Origin of the sequence: Sneathiella sp. (assembly GCF_041689005.1) — a bacterium.
Taxonomy (GTDB): Bacteria; Pseudomonadota; Alphaproteobacteria; order Sneathiellales; family Sneathiellaceae; genus Sneathiella.
The window spans coordinates 1-14,252 of sequence record NZ_JBDNHC010000127.1 but is presented as its reverse complement, the minus strand read 5'-3'; the positions used below and the strand labels follow the sequence as shown (position 1 = coordinate 14,252).

Genomic DNA, 14,252 nt, shown 5'->3' with positions numbered 1-14,252 from the left:
ATGTCATGACGCCCTTTGGATTACGTGTGAGGGAATTGCGGCATCACCAACGTATAACGCTTAAGAAAATGGCCGGAGATTTACAGATAAGCGCCGCCTATCTGTCGGCATTGGAGCATGGCCATCGTGGCCGCCCCTCTTTTTCACTGGTCGAGCAGATGTGCAGTTATTTCAATATCATCTGGGAAGAGGCCGAGGAATTACAGCGCCTCGCCGCGCTGTCGCACCCGAAAGTCACCCTCGATACCAGCGGCTTAAGCCCGACGGCGACGGAATATGCCAACCTGCTGGCGCGCGAGGTGCGCACCCTGTCCGAGCCGCGATTGAAGGAAATGCTGAGCTACCTGAAGAAATCCGCGGCGTTAAAATGAGTGAGGCGCGCGCCGATACGGCGGCCCGTCTGGCCCGGGGTGTGCAAAGCCTGCTCCATGATATGGGCTATGACAGCCTGTGCGAGGTCAAGCTCCGCTCCCGCCGCCGGGTCGATGTGATGGGGATTAATGAGAAAGGCCGGATTGTCATCGTCGAGATAAAGAGCAGCGCCGCCGATTTCCGCGTCGATGAAAAATGGAGCGATTACCTTGAGTTCTGCGATGCCTTCTATTTTGCCGTCGATGAGAGTTTTCCCATCGATTTGCTGCCCGAGATCCAGGGCCTGATCATTGCTGACGGGTTTACCGGCGCGGTCGTCCGCCCGGCGATGGACTTTAAGCTCAACGGCAGCCGCCGCCGCAATATCACGCTCCGCTTTGCCCGCACCGCCGCCAACCGCCTCCGCCTCGCGGAAGCCTCAATGAAGGAGACAAATTATGTGCGCTGATGCCAAGGGAACCGCCCTCCCGACCGTCTTTATCGACAACCCCCGGACCCGCGTCACCGAATGGCGGTTCAAGAAAAAAGGCGATGCCACCGGATGGCATACCCATGCCTACGATTATGTAGTGGTGCCGATGTTCGACGGCTTCCTCGATATCGACCTGCCCGGCGGAGAGACATTCCGCGCCGAACTTAAAACCGGCATCCCCTACTTTCGCGAACTCGGCATTGAGCATAACGTCCGCAGCGGCAACGATTTTGACTGCGCCTTCGTCGAGATCGAGTTTTTAACGGCAGAACCTAAGGGGTTTTGAACGAGCGTTAATTATCTTATGCAGCAAGTTCGACTTGAACATTTTCGCGCTCGCTCCACAAAACTGGCTTAATATCATAACTATCGAGAGCTTCGATAATACTACTTGAGACGTTTCTTGATTGATCATTTATTAAAGCATAAGCTTTCGATTTTTCTGGGCGAATGTCTCGTGTATCTACCCAATCAACTATAATTGAATCGGCACTATGTCGATTAGGATTGTTGATGGTTTTTATCATTCGTTCATAAGCAGATGTTGACTTTGAAATTAGAAAATCAAACTTTCTCGCATAACCCGAATGCCCGATAAATGAAACTTGTTCAGAATATCGAATTTCCGAAATATCTAACCATTTTCTAACATCTTCAAAAAACAAACTAGTAATGTGTGATTCTGCTAAAAAAAACATATCATTAACAGCGAGGATTGCTTGAATTAAAGAGTGTTTCTTTAACGCAAAATTCCGTTCATTAGCTTTGACCTGAAGTTTATCGTTTTCTTCATTTACACCATAGCCATTCAAAGTAGATTTTAGGATTGCCTTTCTTTTCGGAGTTTCGAGTTTGCACCCTTCTTCTCTCAAATTCGAAATTGTGTCTCCATCATCTGTAAGAAAATAGCCATCAGGCGTTTGTTTGAGATATATTTGTATATAATCATTGTTGTGATCAATATAGGGAGTAGTAATTTCGGCCCACTTATCAATTTTCTTCCAGACAGTTTTATCCTTTAGCCATGAGTAATAGTTATCAATTAAATTTTCTACGTCACTCATGAAAGAGATCCTTTGTCAAATGAGGAAGTTTTTTGACATTACAAAATACCATAAATAGTCGAAGCGTTTCGTATGAATCTTTCAGGTTTCCAAATAAATTTTCCGGGACCTCTTGAGCCCATTTTAAATCATAGCCTTCTTTATATAAATGCAAATGACAGGGTCCAATTTCTTCTCCATTAGGATTGCGATGAGGCGGCCCGAATAAATCAAGTCTTGCTAACCCGAGAATATTCCTTCCTCGCATATGGTGATTTCTTTTCACGAGGTTAATAGAACTTTGCCTATAGTTTATAAAGAACTCTTCTTTATTGTTTTCAGAGGTGAAGCTTAATTCAAGGTTTCCTCCTAAACTTGGAAATTTCAGTTCATTCGCGGCAGTAGATATTTTTTCCATTTGGAAAAGCGCATCTGCTTCATTTTGGGATATTATAGTATCCGACATCATCACGCTCTCTGTGACCCTAAATACAATCAAGGGCAATTTACACTAAATAGTAGTTCCAAAGCTAACTATTTCTTGTAGATAGCATCACCGATACGGGTCATCTTTCGCGAGATAGTTGGTGACATAATCGCTAATACCGTCTTCTAGACTCCGGAGATTGCCGCCGAAGCCCTTGGCGCGGAGTTTTTGCATGTTGGCTTCGGTAAAATACTGGTATTTATCGCGGATCTCGATCGGGGTGTCGCGGTAGGTGATTTGCGGTTCCTTGCCCGCGGCTTTGAAAACGGCGGTGGCGAGGTCCTTGAAGCTGCGGGCCTTGCCGGTGCCGAGATTGAACAGGCCGGAGACTTTCGGATTGTCGAGCAGCCAGAGGACAACATCGACGCAGTCCTTCACATAAACGAAATCACGAAGCTGGCCACCATCCTCATAATCGGGGTGGTGCGACTTGAACAGGGTGACGGCCTCGCCGTTTGCAACGCTCGGGTAGCATTGCGCAATCACGCTTTTCATGCCGCCCTTATGGTATTCATTCGGTCCGTAAACGTTGAAGAATTTGAGCCCGGCCCATTGCGGTGGCGTCGTGGCGCCACGGGCAATCTCGCGGGCGACGAAACGGTCAAACGCCTGCTTGCTCCAGCCATAAAGGTTAAGCGGCTTGAGGCGGGCGAGCGCGGCCTCGCTTGCGTCATCGTCAAAACCCGCCGCCCCGTCGCCATATGTCGCGGCGGAGGAGGCATAGATGAAGGGAACGTTATTATCGCTGGCCCAGGTCCAGAGCATCCGGCTGGGCCGGAAGTTGCGGTCCAGAATCATATCGCCGTCGGTTTCTGTGGTGGCCGAGATCGCACCCATATGAATGATGGCGGTAATATGCGTCCGGCACTGGGCAAGCCAGTTTTCAAGGTTATCGGGGTCGACAAAATCGGAAATCACTGAGCTTGCGAGATTTTTCCATTTATCGCCGGTCTCCAGCCAATCGCAGACAACGACGGATTTGCCCTGTTCTGCGAGAGCGGCGACGATGTTGGAGCCGATAAACCCGGCCCCACCGGTGACGAGAACGAAGTCTTTCATGGTTTTTCCGCCGTCTTGTTTGAGGCTGCCTTTTCCCGGGTCTCCCGGGTGCCGAGCAGGCGCTGAATGGTGCCGGTGGTACTGAACCCCTCCTTCAGGGTCGCAAGATGGACGCGTCCGCCATACGCCTGGACAATATCGGCGCCAACGACGGTCTCGACGGTGTAATCGGCGCCTTTCACCAGCACGTCGGGCCGGAGCCCCTCAATCAGGTGGATCGGCGTATCTTCGGCAAACGGCACGACGAGATCGACATCGCCAAGGCTGGCGAGCACGATGGCGCGGGAGTTTTCGTTGGTGACGGGGCGGGTCTCGCCTTTCAGGCGGCGGATGCTGTCATCGGTATTAAGTCCGACAATCAGCCGGTCGCATTCCCCCCGCGCCTGCGATAGCAACGAGATATGCCCGGGATGAACGAGGTCGAAACAGCCATTGGTGAAGCCAACCTTCAGGCCGCGGGCGCGCCAGTTGGAAACCCGCTCCTCTGCCGCTTCAAAGCTGATGATTTTATTCTCAATCCCGCTGATCTCGGCGCTGTGAAGTGCGGCGCCCAGCTCCTCGCGGGTGACGGCGGCGGTGCCGGATTTGGCAACCGCGATGCTGCCCGCAAGATTGGCAAGTTGCGCGGCCTCGGGCAGGGTCGCGCCGGCGGCGAAACTGAGCGCGAGCGCGGCGATGACACTATCCCCGGCCCCGGAGACATCGAACACCTCCTGCGCCTTGGCGGTGATATGATAGGCCTCTGTCGGCGTGATCAGGCTCATTCCGGCCTCCGACCGGGTGACGAGCAGGGCATCGAGCCCGGCGGCTTTCAGGGTGTGCCGCGCCGCCGTCTCAACCTCCGCATTGGTGGCGCAGGGCATCCCGCTCGCCGCGGCCATCTCCCGGGCGTTGGGGGTCAGCAGGGTGACGCCCGCATAGCGGCTGAAATCCAGCGATTTCGGGTCGGCAATGACGGGAATGTTCTTGGCGGCTGCGAGTGTGATCGCCGCGCGGAGAACCGGATCGGAAAGCACGCCCTTGGCATAATCTGACAGAATGACGATATCGGCGGTCTCAAGCGCCTGTTTATAGGCATCCAGCAGCTTCTCCGCCGTTTGTGGCTGTAGCATATGGCTTGCCTCGGCGTCGCTTCTGAGCAGTTGCTGGCCATCAGCGATAAAGCGGGTCTTGACAGTGGTCGGTCGACCGACCGAGGTAATAAGGTTGGGCGCCGTACCGGCCCCTGACGCCAATTCGGGTGCGGTCAGGATTGCTGTAATCTCGCGCCCCTCCGCGTCCTCGCCGATCACGGACACGAGGCGCGCGCGACCGCCGAGCGAGGTGATATTGCGTACCACATTCCCCGCGCCACCCAGCATTTGCGCCTGATGCGAGATGGTGAGGATCGGGATCGGGGCCTCGGGCGAAATCCGTGTGGCGCTGCCGTAAACGAAACGGTCGAGCATAACATCGCCCAGAACCAGCACCTCGATCTCGCCGGTTTTATCGAGCAGGGCGAGGAGCGCGGGAGATATCTGCATTGTTCCGCTCATACCAGTTTCAGCGACTGTTCAAGTGCGCCGCAGAGCATATGACCGAGGGTGATATGCATTTCCTGTATGCGCCGGGTGGACTGCGCCGGGACAATCAGCGCACAATCGGTGAGTTTCGGCATCAATCCGCCGTCGCGCCCGGTGAAAGCGGTCGGGATGAGACCTTTTTGGCGGGCCATTTCAAGGGCGGCGACGATATTCGGGCTGGTGCCAGAGGTTGACAGGCCAACAGCAACATCGCCGGGCTGGCCAAGCGCGTCGAGCTGGCGGGCAAAAATCTGCTCGAAGCCAAGGTCATTTGCGCCTGCTGTCAGCGCCGAGGTATCCGTGTTCAGCGCAATGGCGGCGATGGGCTTTCTGTCCTCGATAAAGCGGATGACCAGCTCGGCGGCAAGATGCTGGGCGTCGGCGGCACTGCCGCCGTTACCGAAAAACAGGATTTTATGACCCCCGCGCACCGCCTCGACCCAGAGGCCAAGCATTTCCTGGAACGGTCCGGCCATGACACGCCGCGTTTCTGCCAGTACGGCAGCATGATCTTCCAGTTCAGCGTCAAAATATTCCAGCGGAGTCAAGTTGGCCTCATTTGTTAAAGAAAACGCTCTGCGGTGATCGTATAAGCGGTAATAGTATAAACTGCGCCCCCCTGCAAATACGGAGTTTATCCGCGCCCCCCATGCGCCTAGCCCTCCACGGTTTCGCGGGGCAGGTCGCGCGACGTGCGGCTGCGGCGGGGATCGGCGCTGTCGAAGCCGGAAAACGGCTCTTTCAGGCGGGCGGTGGCCATCTCGATATAGTCGGGGTTGACGTCGATGCCGGTGGCGCGGCGGCCCAAAACCTGGGCGACCCGGGCCGTGGTGCCGCTGCCGAGAAACGGGTCGAGCACCAGATCGCCGGGCGCCGATGAGGCCCGGATGATGCGTTCCAGCAGCGCCTCGGGCTTTTGCGTCGGATGTGGCAGGCGCTCGGCGGCGCAGTAATGCACATGGCTGAACTGCCAGACATCGCCCGGGTTGGCCCCTGCCATATTGTTGCGCTTGCGGTAATATTTCTGCGGCACCCGCACGTCGTCGAGGTTAAACGCCGCCGTCTCACCCTTGGAAAACCAGAGAATATCCTCATGGCGGGGGGAGAAACCGCGCTTGCGGCCCATGCCTTGGGTATAATGCCAGGTAATCCAGCCCTGCGGGGTCAGGCCAAGCGTTTCCTCCAGCATCACATAAAGGCGGGCAATGAATTTCACGCCCATGAAGCAATAGAGTGAGCCGCCGGGCCGAAGCAGGCGCACCGCCTCACGCAGCCATGCCTCGGTGAAGTCCTGATAGGCGGCGCGGGTTTTTATGTCGATATTATTACCGTAATCCTTGCCGAGGTTATAGGGCGGATCGGCAACGATCAGGTCGATGCTGCCCGCAGGGAGACGCGCCATTTCCGCAGTGGCATCGCCACAGGTGAGCGTTATCTCGGGTTTGGATATGGTTTCCACGGCCATCCTATTGCGGGGACCGCTTGGCCATGATCCGCTGCAGGGTCCGCCGGTGCATATTGAGCCGGCGCGCGGTTTCCGAGATATTATGGTCGCACAGCTCGTAAATTCGCTGGATATGTTCCCAGCGGACGCGGTCGGCGGACATCGGGTTTTCCGGCGGCGGCGGCGGTGTTCCCTTGTCGGCGAGCAGGGCGTTGACGATATCCTCGACATTGGCGGGCTTGGCAAGGTAATCAATGGCGCCTGCCTTCACCGCGGCGACGGCGGAGGCAATGTTCCCATAGCCGGTCAGCATGACGATACTGGCGTGCTTGTTGACGGCGCGAATGGCCTCGACCACCTCAAGGCCGTTGCCGTCCTGAAGCCGCAGATCAACGATTGCATAGTCGGGGGCAGCGGTTTGCGCCTGCCGTTTGCCCTCGGCGACATTGCCGGCGAGGGTCGGGGTAAATCCCTTACGCGTCATTGACCGGCCCAGCCGGTTCAGGAATATTTCATCATCATCGACAATGAGCAGCCGCTTTTCGTTCATTTTCGCTCTTTTCCCGTCCGTGAATGCCGTTCCGTCTGGACATGTATTATCGTTTTTTTATAGTACCATCGATTTTCTGAAAGGGTCAGATTTTTCAAGGCGCGGCCGTGGCCAGAGGATTTCCACAATGGCGCCGCCGGTTTTGCGGTTGCCGAAGGTCAGCTCACCGCCGCTGCGCTTAATCATCATATCGGCGATGAAGACACCGAGACCCATGCCGCCCTTGCCGCGCCGGGTCGTCATATAGGGCTCGCCCAGCCGCCCGAGGATCTCCTCCGAGAAGCCGGGCCCGTCATCGCGGATTTCCGCCCGCACCAGCTTGTCATTCCAGTATAGGTCAATGCTGACCTGGTGGGCGGCAAACTCGACAGCGTTGCTGATCAGGTTGCCAAGCGCAAAGCGCAGCTCCGGGTTCAGGTACAGCCGTGGTTTTGTTGCCGCATCGCCATGGGACTGGATCGCAACCTCGGTCCCGGCGTCTGAATATTGCTGGGCGATCAGCTCGAAAATACTGTCAAGTGCAAGGTAATTATGATGGGCGCTGTCCTGCAGGAACCGTTGAGTATCGGGACGGCGCGACAGCTGGGCCAGCACTTCGGCACATTTTTTCGCCTGATCATGCAGCAGCCCGGCATCCTCGGCGGCGGGGCTGCCCGCCGGCAACTCCTGCGCCAGTTCCTCCGACACCAGCAGGATGGTGTTCAGCGGCGTGCCAAGCTCATGGGCGGCGGCGGCGGCAATCCCGCCGACGGCGGACAGTTGCTGCTCCCGCGCCAGCTCAAACCGGGCGACGGTCAGCGCGTCGGACATCTTGCGGGCATCGGCGGCGATCAGCCAGGCATAGCCCGACAGGAACAGGCTGCCGAGTACCAATGCCGCCCAGATGGTCAGGATATATATTTCCGACAAACGTAACGACCCCTCGGGCAGCGGCAGCGGCTCATAAAAGACCGCCAGTGCCGATATCGCGGTGAACGTGATGAGGCCCAGAAACACGGTGCCCCGACGCGACAGGTTGGTGGCTGAAATTGTCACGGGCACCAGAAATAACACTGAAAACGGGTTGGTCAGGCCGCCGGTGAAATAGAGCAGTCCGGTCAGCTGCAGGATATCGTAGAACAGGTAGAGGATGGCCCCGCGGTCTGGCAGGCGCGCCGTCGATTTGCGGCTGAGACTGACCAGCAGGTTGAGAAGGGCGCTGGCGCCGATCAGGGCAATGACCGGCACCATCGGCAAATGGTAGCCGAAGCCAAATTGCACAATGACAACGGTGAAGGCCTGCCCCAGTACCGCCAGCCAGCGGATATAGACAAGGGTTTGCAGGCGCATGCCGCCGGATGCAAAAATCACAGCGTCGGCGTCGGTTTCCGGATGGCGTTCGTTTGACATTCTACCTTGGCAGTTATTTTGTCCCCGCAGGACCGGGTAACTTGAAAAGCTGACATATAATAACCATGATTGATATCATACTTTATAGATGTCATGCGGTTTCCATCAATCATTCAAAAAGGATAATGATATGCGTGCAATGATAACGATGATTCGAAAAGCGCTTCTCCCCCTGCTTTCGGCCGGTGCCCTGCTCACGGCAACTGTCGGTTTGGCAACGGCGGGCGACGCCCAGGATCAAATGGTGGAAAAAGCCAAGATTACTGTCGATACTCTGGCCGGGCAGTCGGATATGGCGCAGTTTCGCAAGCTGCTGGCCGTCTCAAAGGGCGTGGTGGTCTTTCCGCAGGTCCTGAAAGCCGGGTTCTTTGTCGGCGGTGCCGGCGGTAGCGGGGTCCTGCTCGGTAAGGATGCTGCTGGAAACTGGTCGTCGCCCGCCTTCTATACCATGGGACAGGGCAGCATCGGCCTGCAGTTCGGCGCCGAAGCAAAGGAACTGGTGCTCGTGATCATGACAGAGAAGGGATTGCAGGCGATGATCGATAACAAGGTCAAGCTTGGCGGCGATTTAAGCGCGGCGGTCGGACCAGTCGGAACGACAATCGGGGCGGCCTCGTCTACGAACATCAATGTGGATGTCTTCTCCTTCGCCAATTCGAAGGGGCTGTTCATCGGCGCCTCGGTCGAGGGGTCCATTCTCGCGCCCAAGGATGACTGGAACGATGCCTATTACGGCAAGCCGACGACAACACAGGCAATTGTCATCAACCGTACGGCCGTAAACCCGCAAGCCGACGGTTTGCGCGCCGCGTTGCGGGCGGCAGAAGCCAAGTAATTCGTTTATGAGCGAAAGCTAGGACGACACCTTCATCAGGAGGTGCGCGATTTCGGGCTGACGGTTCTGGGTTGCATGATCCAGGGCCGTCCGGCCGGTAAAATCCGAGATGGCCGGGTCCGCCCCGTTGTCGAGAAGGATCTGAACGACGGCCAGATGGCCGTTTTTTGCGGCCTTGATCAGGGCGGTCTCACCCTGCCGGTTCTCCTCATTTACCCGGGCGCCATTGTCGATAAGGATTTTGGTCACGGCGATCGATCCGTAGGCGGCGGACTGGATCAGGGCGCTATTGCCGAGGGCGTCCCTCAGGTCAAGGCGGGCGCGATGCTGGATCAGCGCGCGGATGGTCTTGGGGTTCCCCGCCATCGCCGCATAGAGCAGCAGCGGAACTTTCTTGCTATCGCGGATATTCGGGTTATTGCCGGTTAGAAGATATTCCTCGACCGCGGCGGAATCTCCCTGTGCTGCGGCGCCGAACACCGCATCCTCCGTGAACAACGCGCCAGCGGCCACCGGACGGGCGATGAACAGGCTCAAAATTATAAGGCAGCACCAGAATCTCATCAGTATGGCCCTCACGTCTGCGGTACATGCCGGATTTTCAGCAACACTAAGGGTATTTATTAACGGATTCGGAATAAAGTTGCAATTATTGCTAACAATTTCCATGTTTAGGATGTATTATGTTGCAGTGCAGCGAAAACTACGCGCTTGCACTCGTCGACCGCCTGCCGGCGGGAACCCGACATTGAAGGAGAACCGTTTGTGTTATACCAGCTTGTAGAAGTTCAGAAACTGGCCCTCGTGCCATTGCGGATGGCGGCGCAGTTCTATTCGCAGATCCTGAAAAACCCGTTCAATCCGGTCTCGGAATCGCCGCAGGCGCAGACAATGGCCGCCGGGCTTGATTTGTTTTCAGAAACCACCCAATACCACGGAAAACCGGCATTTGGCATCACCAGCACCGAGATTGATGGTCAGACGGTATTGGTGCGTGAAGAGATCCTCAAGCCCCTCACTTTTTGCCAGCTCAAGCATTTCAAGCGCGCGACACAGCGTAAAGACCCAAAACTCCTGATCGTCGCGCCGATGTCTGGCCATTTCGCCACCTTGCTGCGCGGTACGGTCGAAACCATGATCCAGAATCACGATGTCTATATCACCGATTGGCGCGATGCCGCCAATGTCCCGTTGTTTGAGGGCCGCTTCGATCTGGATGACTATATCGATTACATTCAGAAATATCTCGAATTCCTCGGGCCGGACACCCATGTCATGGCCGTCTGCCAGCCCGGCGTACCGGTTCTGGCGGCTGTCGCGCTAATGGCTGAGGAGAAGAACCCGAACGCTCCGTTGTCGGTGACCCTGATGGGAAGCCCCATCGATACCCGCCGCCATCCGACCGAGCCGTGCAAGCTGGCGATGGAACATAGCATCGAGACGTTCGAGCGCATGGTCATCAGTCCGGTGCCGGTCGGTTATCCCGGTGCCTTCCGCCGTGTCTATCCCGGCTTTTTGCAGCTCGGCGGGTTTGTGAGCATGAATCTCGACCGTCATCTGGAAGCCCATATGAACCAGTTCGACAATCTGGTCGCGGGCGATGGCGACGTTGCCGACAAGCATCGCGCTTTCTATGCCGAATATAACGCGGTCATGGACCTGACGGCGGAATTTTACCTGCAGACCATTGAAACCGTGTTCCAGAAACAATCGCTGGCGAAGGGTGAAATGATGTATCGCGGCGACCATCTGGTAAAACCCGAACTGATCACCAAAACCGCGCTGATGACCGTCGAGGGTGAACTTGACGATATTTCGGGGATCGGCCAGACAGTTGCGGCCCAGGATCTGTGTTCCGGTCTAGCCGAGACGATGAAAACCCATTATGAGCAGAAAGGTGTCGGCCATTACGGCGTTTTCAACGGTCGCCGCTTCAACAGCGAGATCGCGCCGCGCATCTCCGATTTCATCCGCGCGCACGAGCCGAAAAAAGCAGCGACACAGACGACGGTAACGCCGGTCGCGAAAAAGGCGGAAACAGCGGCTCCGGCGGCGAAGACCAAAACCGCCAAGGCAGACGCGCCGAAGACAGCGGCCCCCACGGCAAAAGCAAAGACACCAGCGCCAAAGGCAGTGACACCGAAACCAGTAACGTCAAAGGCAGCCAAGTCAAAGACGGCCAAATCAAAAATGGCCGCACCGAAAACCGGGACTGCCAAAGCAGAAACACCAAAGGCCGAAACGCCGAAGGTTGGAGTTCCTAAGGCAGCGGCTCCAAAGGCCGAAGCCCCGAAGGTTGAAGTACCTAAGGTCGACGCCCAAAAAGCCGAAGCCCCGAAGGCCGAAACTCCTAAAGCAGCAGCTCCGAAGGCCGAAACTCCAAAAGTAGCAGCCCCGAAGGTTGAAGCCCCGAAGGTTGAAGCCCCCAAGTCGGACGCGCCGTCACCGGCAACACCCGCGGCTCAACCCAAGAGCGCGACCAGCGCGAGCTTGACGGCGAAAAAGGCACCGGCTAAAACCATTGCGAGACGAAAATCAGCCCCGAAGAAATCGGTGCCGACCCGCAAAAAGGGATAAATAATCGACGTGACGGACAAGCCATTCTGGGAAGCGGTGGCGCTTGAGGATATGAACAGCGAACAGTGGGAATCCCTCTGTGACGGCTGTGCGAAATGTTGCCTTCTCAAGCTTGAAGACGAGGATACGCTGGAGCTTGCCTATACGGACGTCGCCTGCCGCCTCCTCGATTTGGGAACTTGCCGCTGTACCCATTATGCAGAAAGATCCCGTCTCGTACCCGATTGTGTTAGTGTGACGCCGGAAATCATTCCGAAACTGAACTGGATGCCAAAAACCTGCGCCTATCGCCTGCTGTCAGAGAAGAAGCCGCTGCCGTGGTGGCATCCGCTGGTCTCGGGTGATCCGGAAACGGTCCACCGGGCTGGAATTTCGGTGCGTAACCGCGCGGTATCGGAACGATGGGCGGGGGATCTGGAAGATCATATTGTCGACTGGCCGGAAGAAGACATTGAAGGGTCGTGATGGCAGGGGCCAGATGCCCCTGTCCGCACCGGCGCGGCAGGCCGTCCCGCAACTGGTGGTCGCGAAAGACCCCTATCTGCTGCTCGATAATGCCCGTATTCCCCTTGAAATCCGCCGCAGTTCCCGCGCGCGCCGCCTGAAGCTGCGCATTGACCAGCGCGCCCGCGTCGTCCTCGTCCTGCCACCAAAAGTGTCGGTCAAGGGCGGGCTTGCCTTCGTTGAACAGGAACTTGGCTGGATTGCCGGAAAACTGGCGCGCCAGCCGCAGCCGGTACCGTTTCGCGATGGCGTCACGGTGCCACTTTTGGGAGTGCCGCACCGCATTACCCATGCCCCGGATCGGCGCGGCCTTGTTTGGGCCGAGGATGGCGCGCTTTACGTGACGGGCGCCCCCGCCCATCTGCCCCGTCGTCTGCGCGACTGGATGCGAAAAACCGCGAAACAGGAAATCTCGGGCCGCGCCGCCGATTATGCCGGAGAGCTGGATGTGAGCTTGAAGGGGATAACGCTCCGCGATCAGAGAACACGTTGGGGCAGTTGTTCTTCCACCGGCCAGCTGCATTTCTCCTGGCGGCTGCTGTTCATGCCCGAGCCGGTCATGAGTTATATTGTCGCCCATGAGGTCGCCCATCTTCGCCATATGAACCACTCGCCGGCGTTCTGGTCCGTGGTCGATGCGTTGCATCCGGGTGTCACCTCGGCCCGGAAATGGCTGCACGAGAACGGGGCGGATATCCATAAATATGGCATCGAGCCGGAAGGCGGAGCATGACGGGCAGCCTGTTTATAATGGGCCGTTTATGAAACATCTGGTCCCGACATCCGTTGCCTTCACGCTGTACCTGTCCGCCGCCGTGGCGCTGGGGCCGTTATCGACGGATATGTATCTGCCGATCTTTCCGATGCTTGCCGCCGTGTTCCATGCGACAGCGGCGGATGTCCAGCTGACATTGAGTATTTTCACCTTCAGCATTGGCGGCTGTCAGCTGATCTACGGGCCGATCACCGACCGTTTCGGACGCAAGCCGGTGATTGTCATCGGGCTCCTGATCTATATTTTTGCCAGCTTCGCCTGCCTTTATGCGGTCGATATCAATCAACTCATTTTTTTACGGTTCCTGCAGGCCTTCGGTGTTTGCGCGGCGATCGTCATCCCGCGCGCCATGGTTCGCGACCTGTACCCGCGCGAGCAGGCGGCGCGGCAACTTTCGCGGATGGGCACCATTATGGGGCTTGCCCCGGCGATCGCCCCGATTATCGGGGGCTATCTCACCGCCTATTTCGGCTGGCACGCGGTCTTTATCTTTATGGGAACCGTCGCGCTACTGATCGCGGCGACGACGAATTTTCTCGTCGGGGAATCGCTTACCGTACGTGACATGAATGCGCTCCGTCCGGCCCATATCGTTCGTAACTATTGGGCGTTGCTCCGGCATCGGGAGTTTCTCGGGTTCTCGCTGGCAGGCGGCCTTTGTTTCAGTGGCCTGTTTTCCTTCATTTCCGGCTCGCCGCTTGTCCTGATCGAGTATTTCGGCGTCCCCCCGGCTCGCTTCGGCTATTATTTCGGCATGGTGGTGATCGGGTTCATGACGGGCACGCTGGTCGGCCCGGCCCTGACCGCCCGGCGCGGATTGCTGTTCTCCGTCCAGAGTGGGACGCTGATCTCGGCCGCTGCCGGGATCACCATGGCGGCGCTCGCCTATGCTGGGGTTGATGCCATTGCGGCGGTTGTGGCGCCGATGGTTTTCTATACGCTGGGAATGGGGATAGTGCTGCCGCAGTCGCAGGCAGGCAGCATGGCGCCATTTCCGGAAAAGGCCGGGTCCGCCTCGGCACTGATGGGGTTCTTGATGTTAGGGTTTGCCGCGATTATCGGCTATTTCGTCGCCTTCTTTTATGACGGCACCCCTATTGCCATGGTCTCGGCCATCGCCATGATGGGCATACTCTCGGCCCTCTCCTTCTGGCTAATGCGCGCGCGGGAATCCCGGTCGCCG

17 protein-coding genes are annotated in these 14,252 nt (G+C 57.1%); 8 read left to right on the top strand and 9 right to left on the bottom strand.

What is annotated here, in order from left to right:
* The first annotated feature begins 5 nt into the window (after positions 1-5).
* The 3 genes from ACESNI_RS14510 to ACESNI_RS14500 are packed head-to-tail and all read left to right on the top strand — an operon-like array spanning position 6 to position 1,130.
* Positions 6-371, top strand: a complete 366-nt coding sequence (locus tag ACESNI_RS14510) for a helix-turn-helix domain-containing protein (RefSeq protein WP_373088161.1) — start codon at positions 6-8, stop codon at positions 369-371.
* On the top strand, positions 368-820 hold the full coding sequence (locus ACESNI_RS14505; protein WP_373088159.1) for an MmcB family DNA repair protein: 453 nt from the start codon (positions 368-370) through the stop codon (positions 818-820). Before ACESNI_RS14510 ends, ACESNI_RS14505 begins: the two co-directional genes overlap by 4 nt.
* Positions 810-1,130, top strand: coding sequence for a cupin domain-containing protein (locus ACESNI_RS14500; protein WP_373088156.1), 321 nt, complete (start codon positions 810-812; stop codon positions 1,128-1,130). Before ACESNI_RS14505 ends, ACESNI_RS14500 begins: the two co-directional genes overlap by 11 nt.
* Before the next feature lie 16 nt (positions 1,131-1,146).
* On the opposite strand, the gene ACESNI_RS14495 is transcribed toward ACESNI_RS14500, so the two are convergent.
* From ACESNI_RS14495 to ACESNI_RS14460, 8 genes are all read right to left on the bottom strand, one after another.
* On the bottom strand, positions 1,147-1,908 hold the full coding sequence (locus ACESNI_RS14495) for a DUF1829 domain-containing protein (protein ID WP_373088154.1): 762 nt from the start codon (positions 1,906-1,908) through the stop codon (positions 1,147-1,149).
* Positions 1,901-2,356, bottom strand: a complete 456-nt coding sequence (locus ACESNI_RS14490) for a hypothetical protein (RefSeq protein WP_373088151.1) — start codon at positions 2,354-2,356, stop codon at positions 1,901-1,903. Before ACESNI_RS14490 ends, ACESNI_RS14495 begins: the two co-directional genes overlap by 8 nt.
* An 84-nt stretch (positions 2,357-2,440) precedes the next feature.
* Positions 2,441-3,433 carry an ADP-glyceromanno-heptose 6-epimerase gene (gene rfaD, locus ACESNI_RS14485; RefSeq protein ID WP_373088149.1) on the bottom strand — a complete coding sequence of 331 codons (993 nt, stop codon included), beginning with the start codon at positions 3,431-3,433 and terminating at the stop codon, positions 2,441-2,443.
* Positions 3,430-4,956: a D-glycero-beta-D-manno-heptose-7-phosphate kinase gene (gene rfaE1 / locus ACESNI_RS14480; protein WP_373088146.1), complete on the bottom strand. Its 1,527-nt coding sequence runs from the start codon at positions 4,954-4,956 to the stop codon at positions 3,430-3,432. The genes rfaD and rfaE1 overlap by 4 nt, the downstream gene beginning before the upstream one ends.
* Positions 4,957-4,964: 8 nt before the next feature.
* Positions 4,965-5,543: a D-sedoheptulose 7-phosphate isomerase gene (locus tag ACESNI_RS14475; RefSeq protein WP_373088143.1), complete on the bottom strand. Its 579-nt coding sequence runs from the start codon at positions 5,541-5,543 to the stop codon at positions 4,965-4,967.
* Positions 5,544-5,650: 107 nt separating this feature from the next.
* On the bottom strand, positions 5,651-6,454 hold the full coding sequence (locus tag ACESNI_RS14470; RefSeq protein ID WP_373088141.1) for a site-specific DNA-methyltransferase: 804 nt from the start codon (positions 6,452-6,454) through the stop codon (positions 5,651-5,653).
* Between the two features lie 7 nt (positions 6,455-6,461).
* Positions 6,462-6,989, bottom strand: coding sequence for an ActR/PrrA/RegA family redox response regulator transcription factor (locus ACESNI_RS14465; RefSeq protein WP_373088138.1), 528 nt, complete (start codon positions 6,987-6,989; stop codon positions 6,462-6,464).
* A 57-nt stretch (positions 6,990-7,046) separates the two neighbouring features.
* Positions 7,047-8,378, bottom strand: coding sequence for an ActS/PrrB/RegB family redox-sensitive histidine kinase (locus ACESNI_RS14460; RefSeq protein ID WP_373088135.1), 1,332 nt, complete (start codon positions 8,376-8,378; stop codon positions 7,047-7,049).
* A gap of 130 nt (positions 8,379-8,508) precedes the next feature.
* Here ACESNI_RS14460 and ACESNI_RS14455 point away from each other — a divergent pair, with 130 nt between their 5' ends.
* Positions 8,509-9,213, top strand: coding sequence for a lipid-binding SYLF domain-containing protein (locus ACESNI_RS14455; protein WP_373088132.1), 705 nt, complete (start codon positions 8,509-8,511; stop codon positions 9,211-9,213).
* Between the two features lie 18 nt (positions 9,214-9,231).
* Here the strand turns inward: ACESNI_RS14455 and ACESNI_RS14450 are convergent, their stop codons facing one another.
* Positions 9,232-9,777 (bottom strand): ankyrin repeat domain-containing protein, encoded by a 546-nt coding sequence (locus ACESNI_RS14450; protein ID WP_373088129.1) that lies wholly within the window; start codon positions 9,775-9,777, stop codon positions 9,232-9,234.
* 201 nt (positions 9,778-9,978) lie between these two features.
* Between ACESNI_RS14450 and phaZ the strand changes: the two genes are divergently transcribed.
* The 4 genes from phaZ to ACESNI_RS14430 form a co-directional block, all read left to right on the top strand.
* A complete protein-coding gene (gene phaZ / locus ACESNI_RS14445) occupies positions 9,979-11,790 on the top strand; it encodes a polyhydroxyalkanoate depolymerase (protein WP_373088126.1) in 1,812 nt (603 codons plus the stop codon).
* Positions 11,791-11,799: 9 nt separating this feature from the next.
* Positions 11,800-12,255, top strand: a complete 456-nt coding sequence (locus ACESNI_RS14440) for a YcgN family cysteine cluster protein (protein ID WP_373088123.1) — start codon at positions 11,800-11,802, stop codon at positions 12,253-12,255.
* A complete protein-coding gene (locus ACESNI_RS14435; RefSeq protein WP_373088120.1) occupies positions 12,218-13,027 on the top strand; it encodes a M48 family metallopeptidase in 810 nt (269 codons plus the stop codon). The genes ACESNI_RS14440 and ACESNI_RS14435 overlap by 38 nt, the downstream gene beginning before the upstream one ends.
* Positions 12,999-14,252: multidrug effflux MFS transporter (locus ACESNI_RS14430; protein ID WP_373088117.1), on the top strand; the 1,254-nt coding region annotated here is incomplete at its 3' end. The genes ACESNI_RS14435 and ACESNI_RS14430, both read left to right, overlap by 29 nt.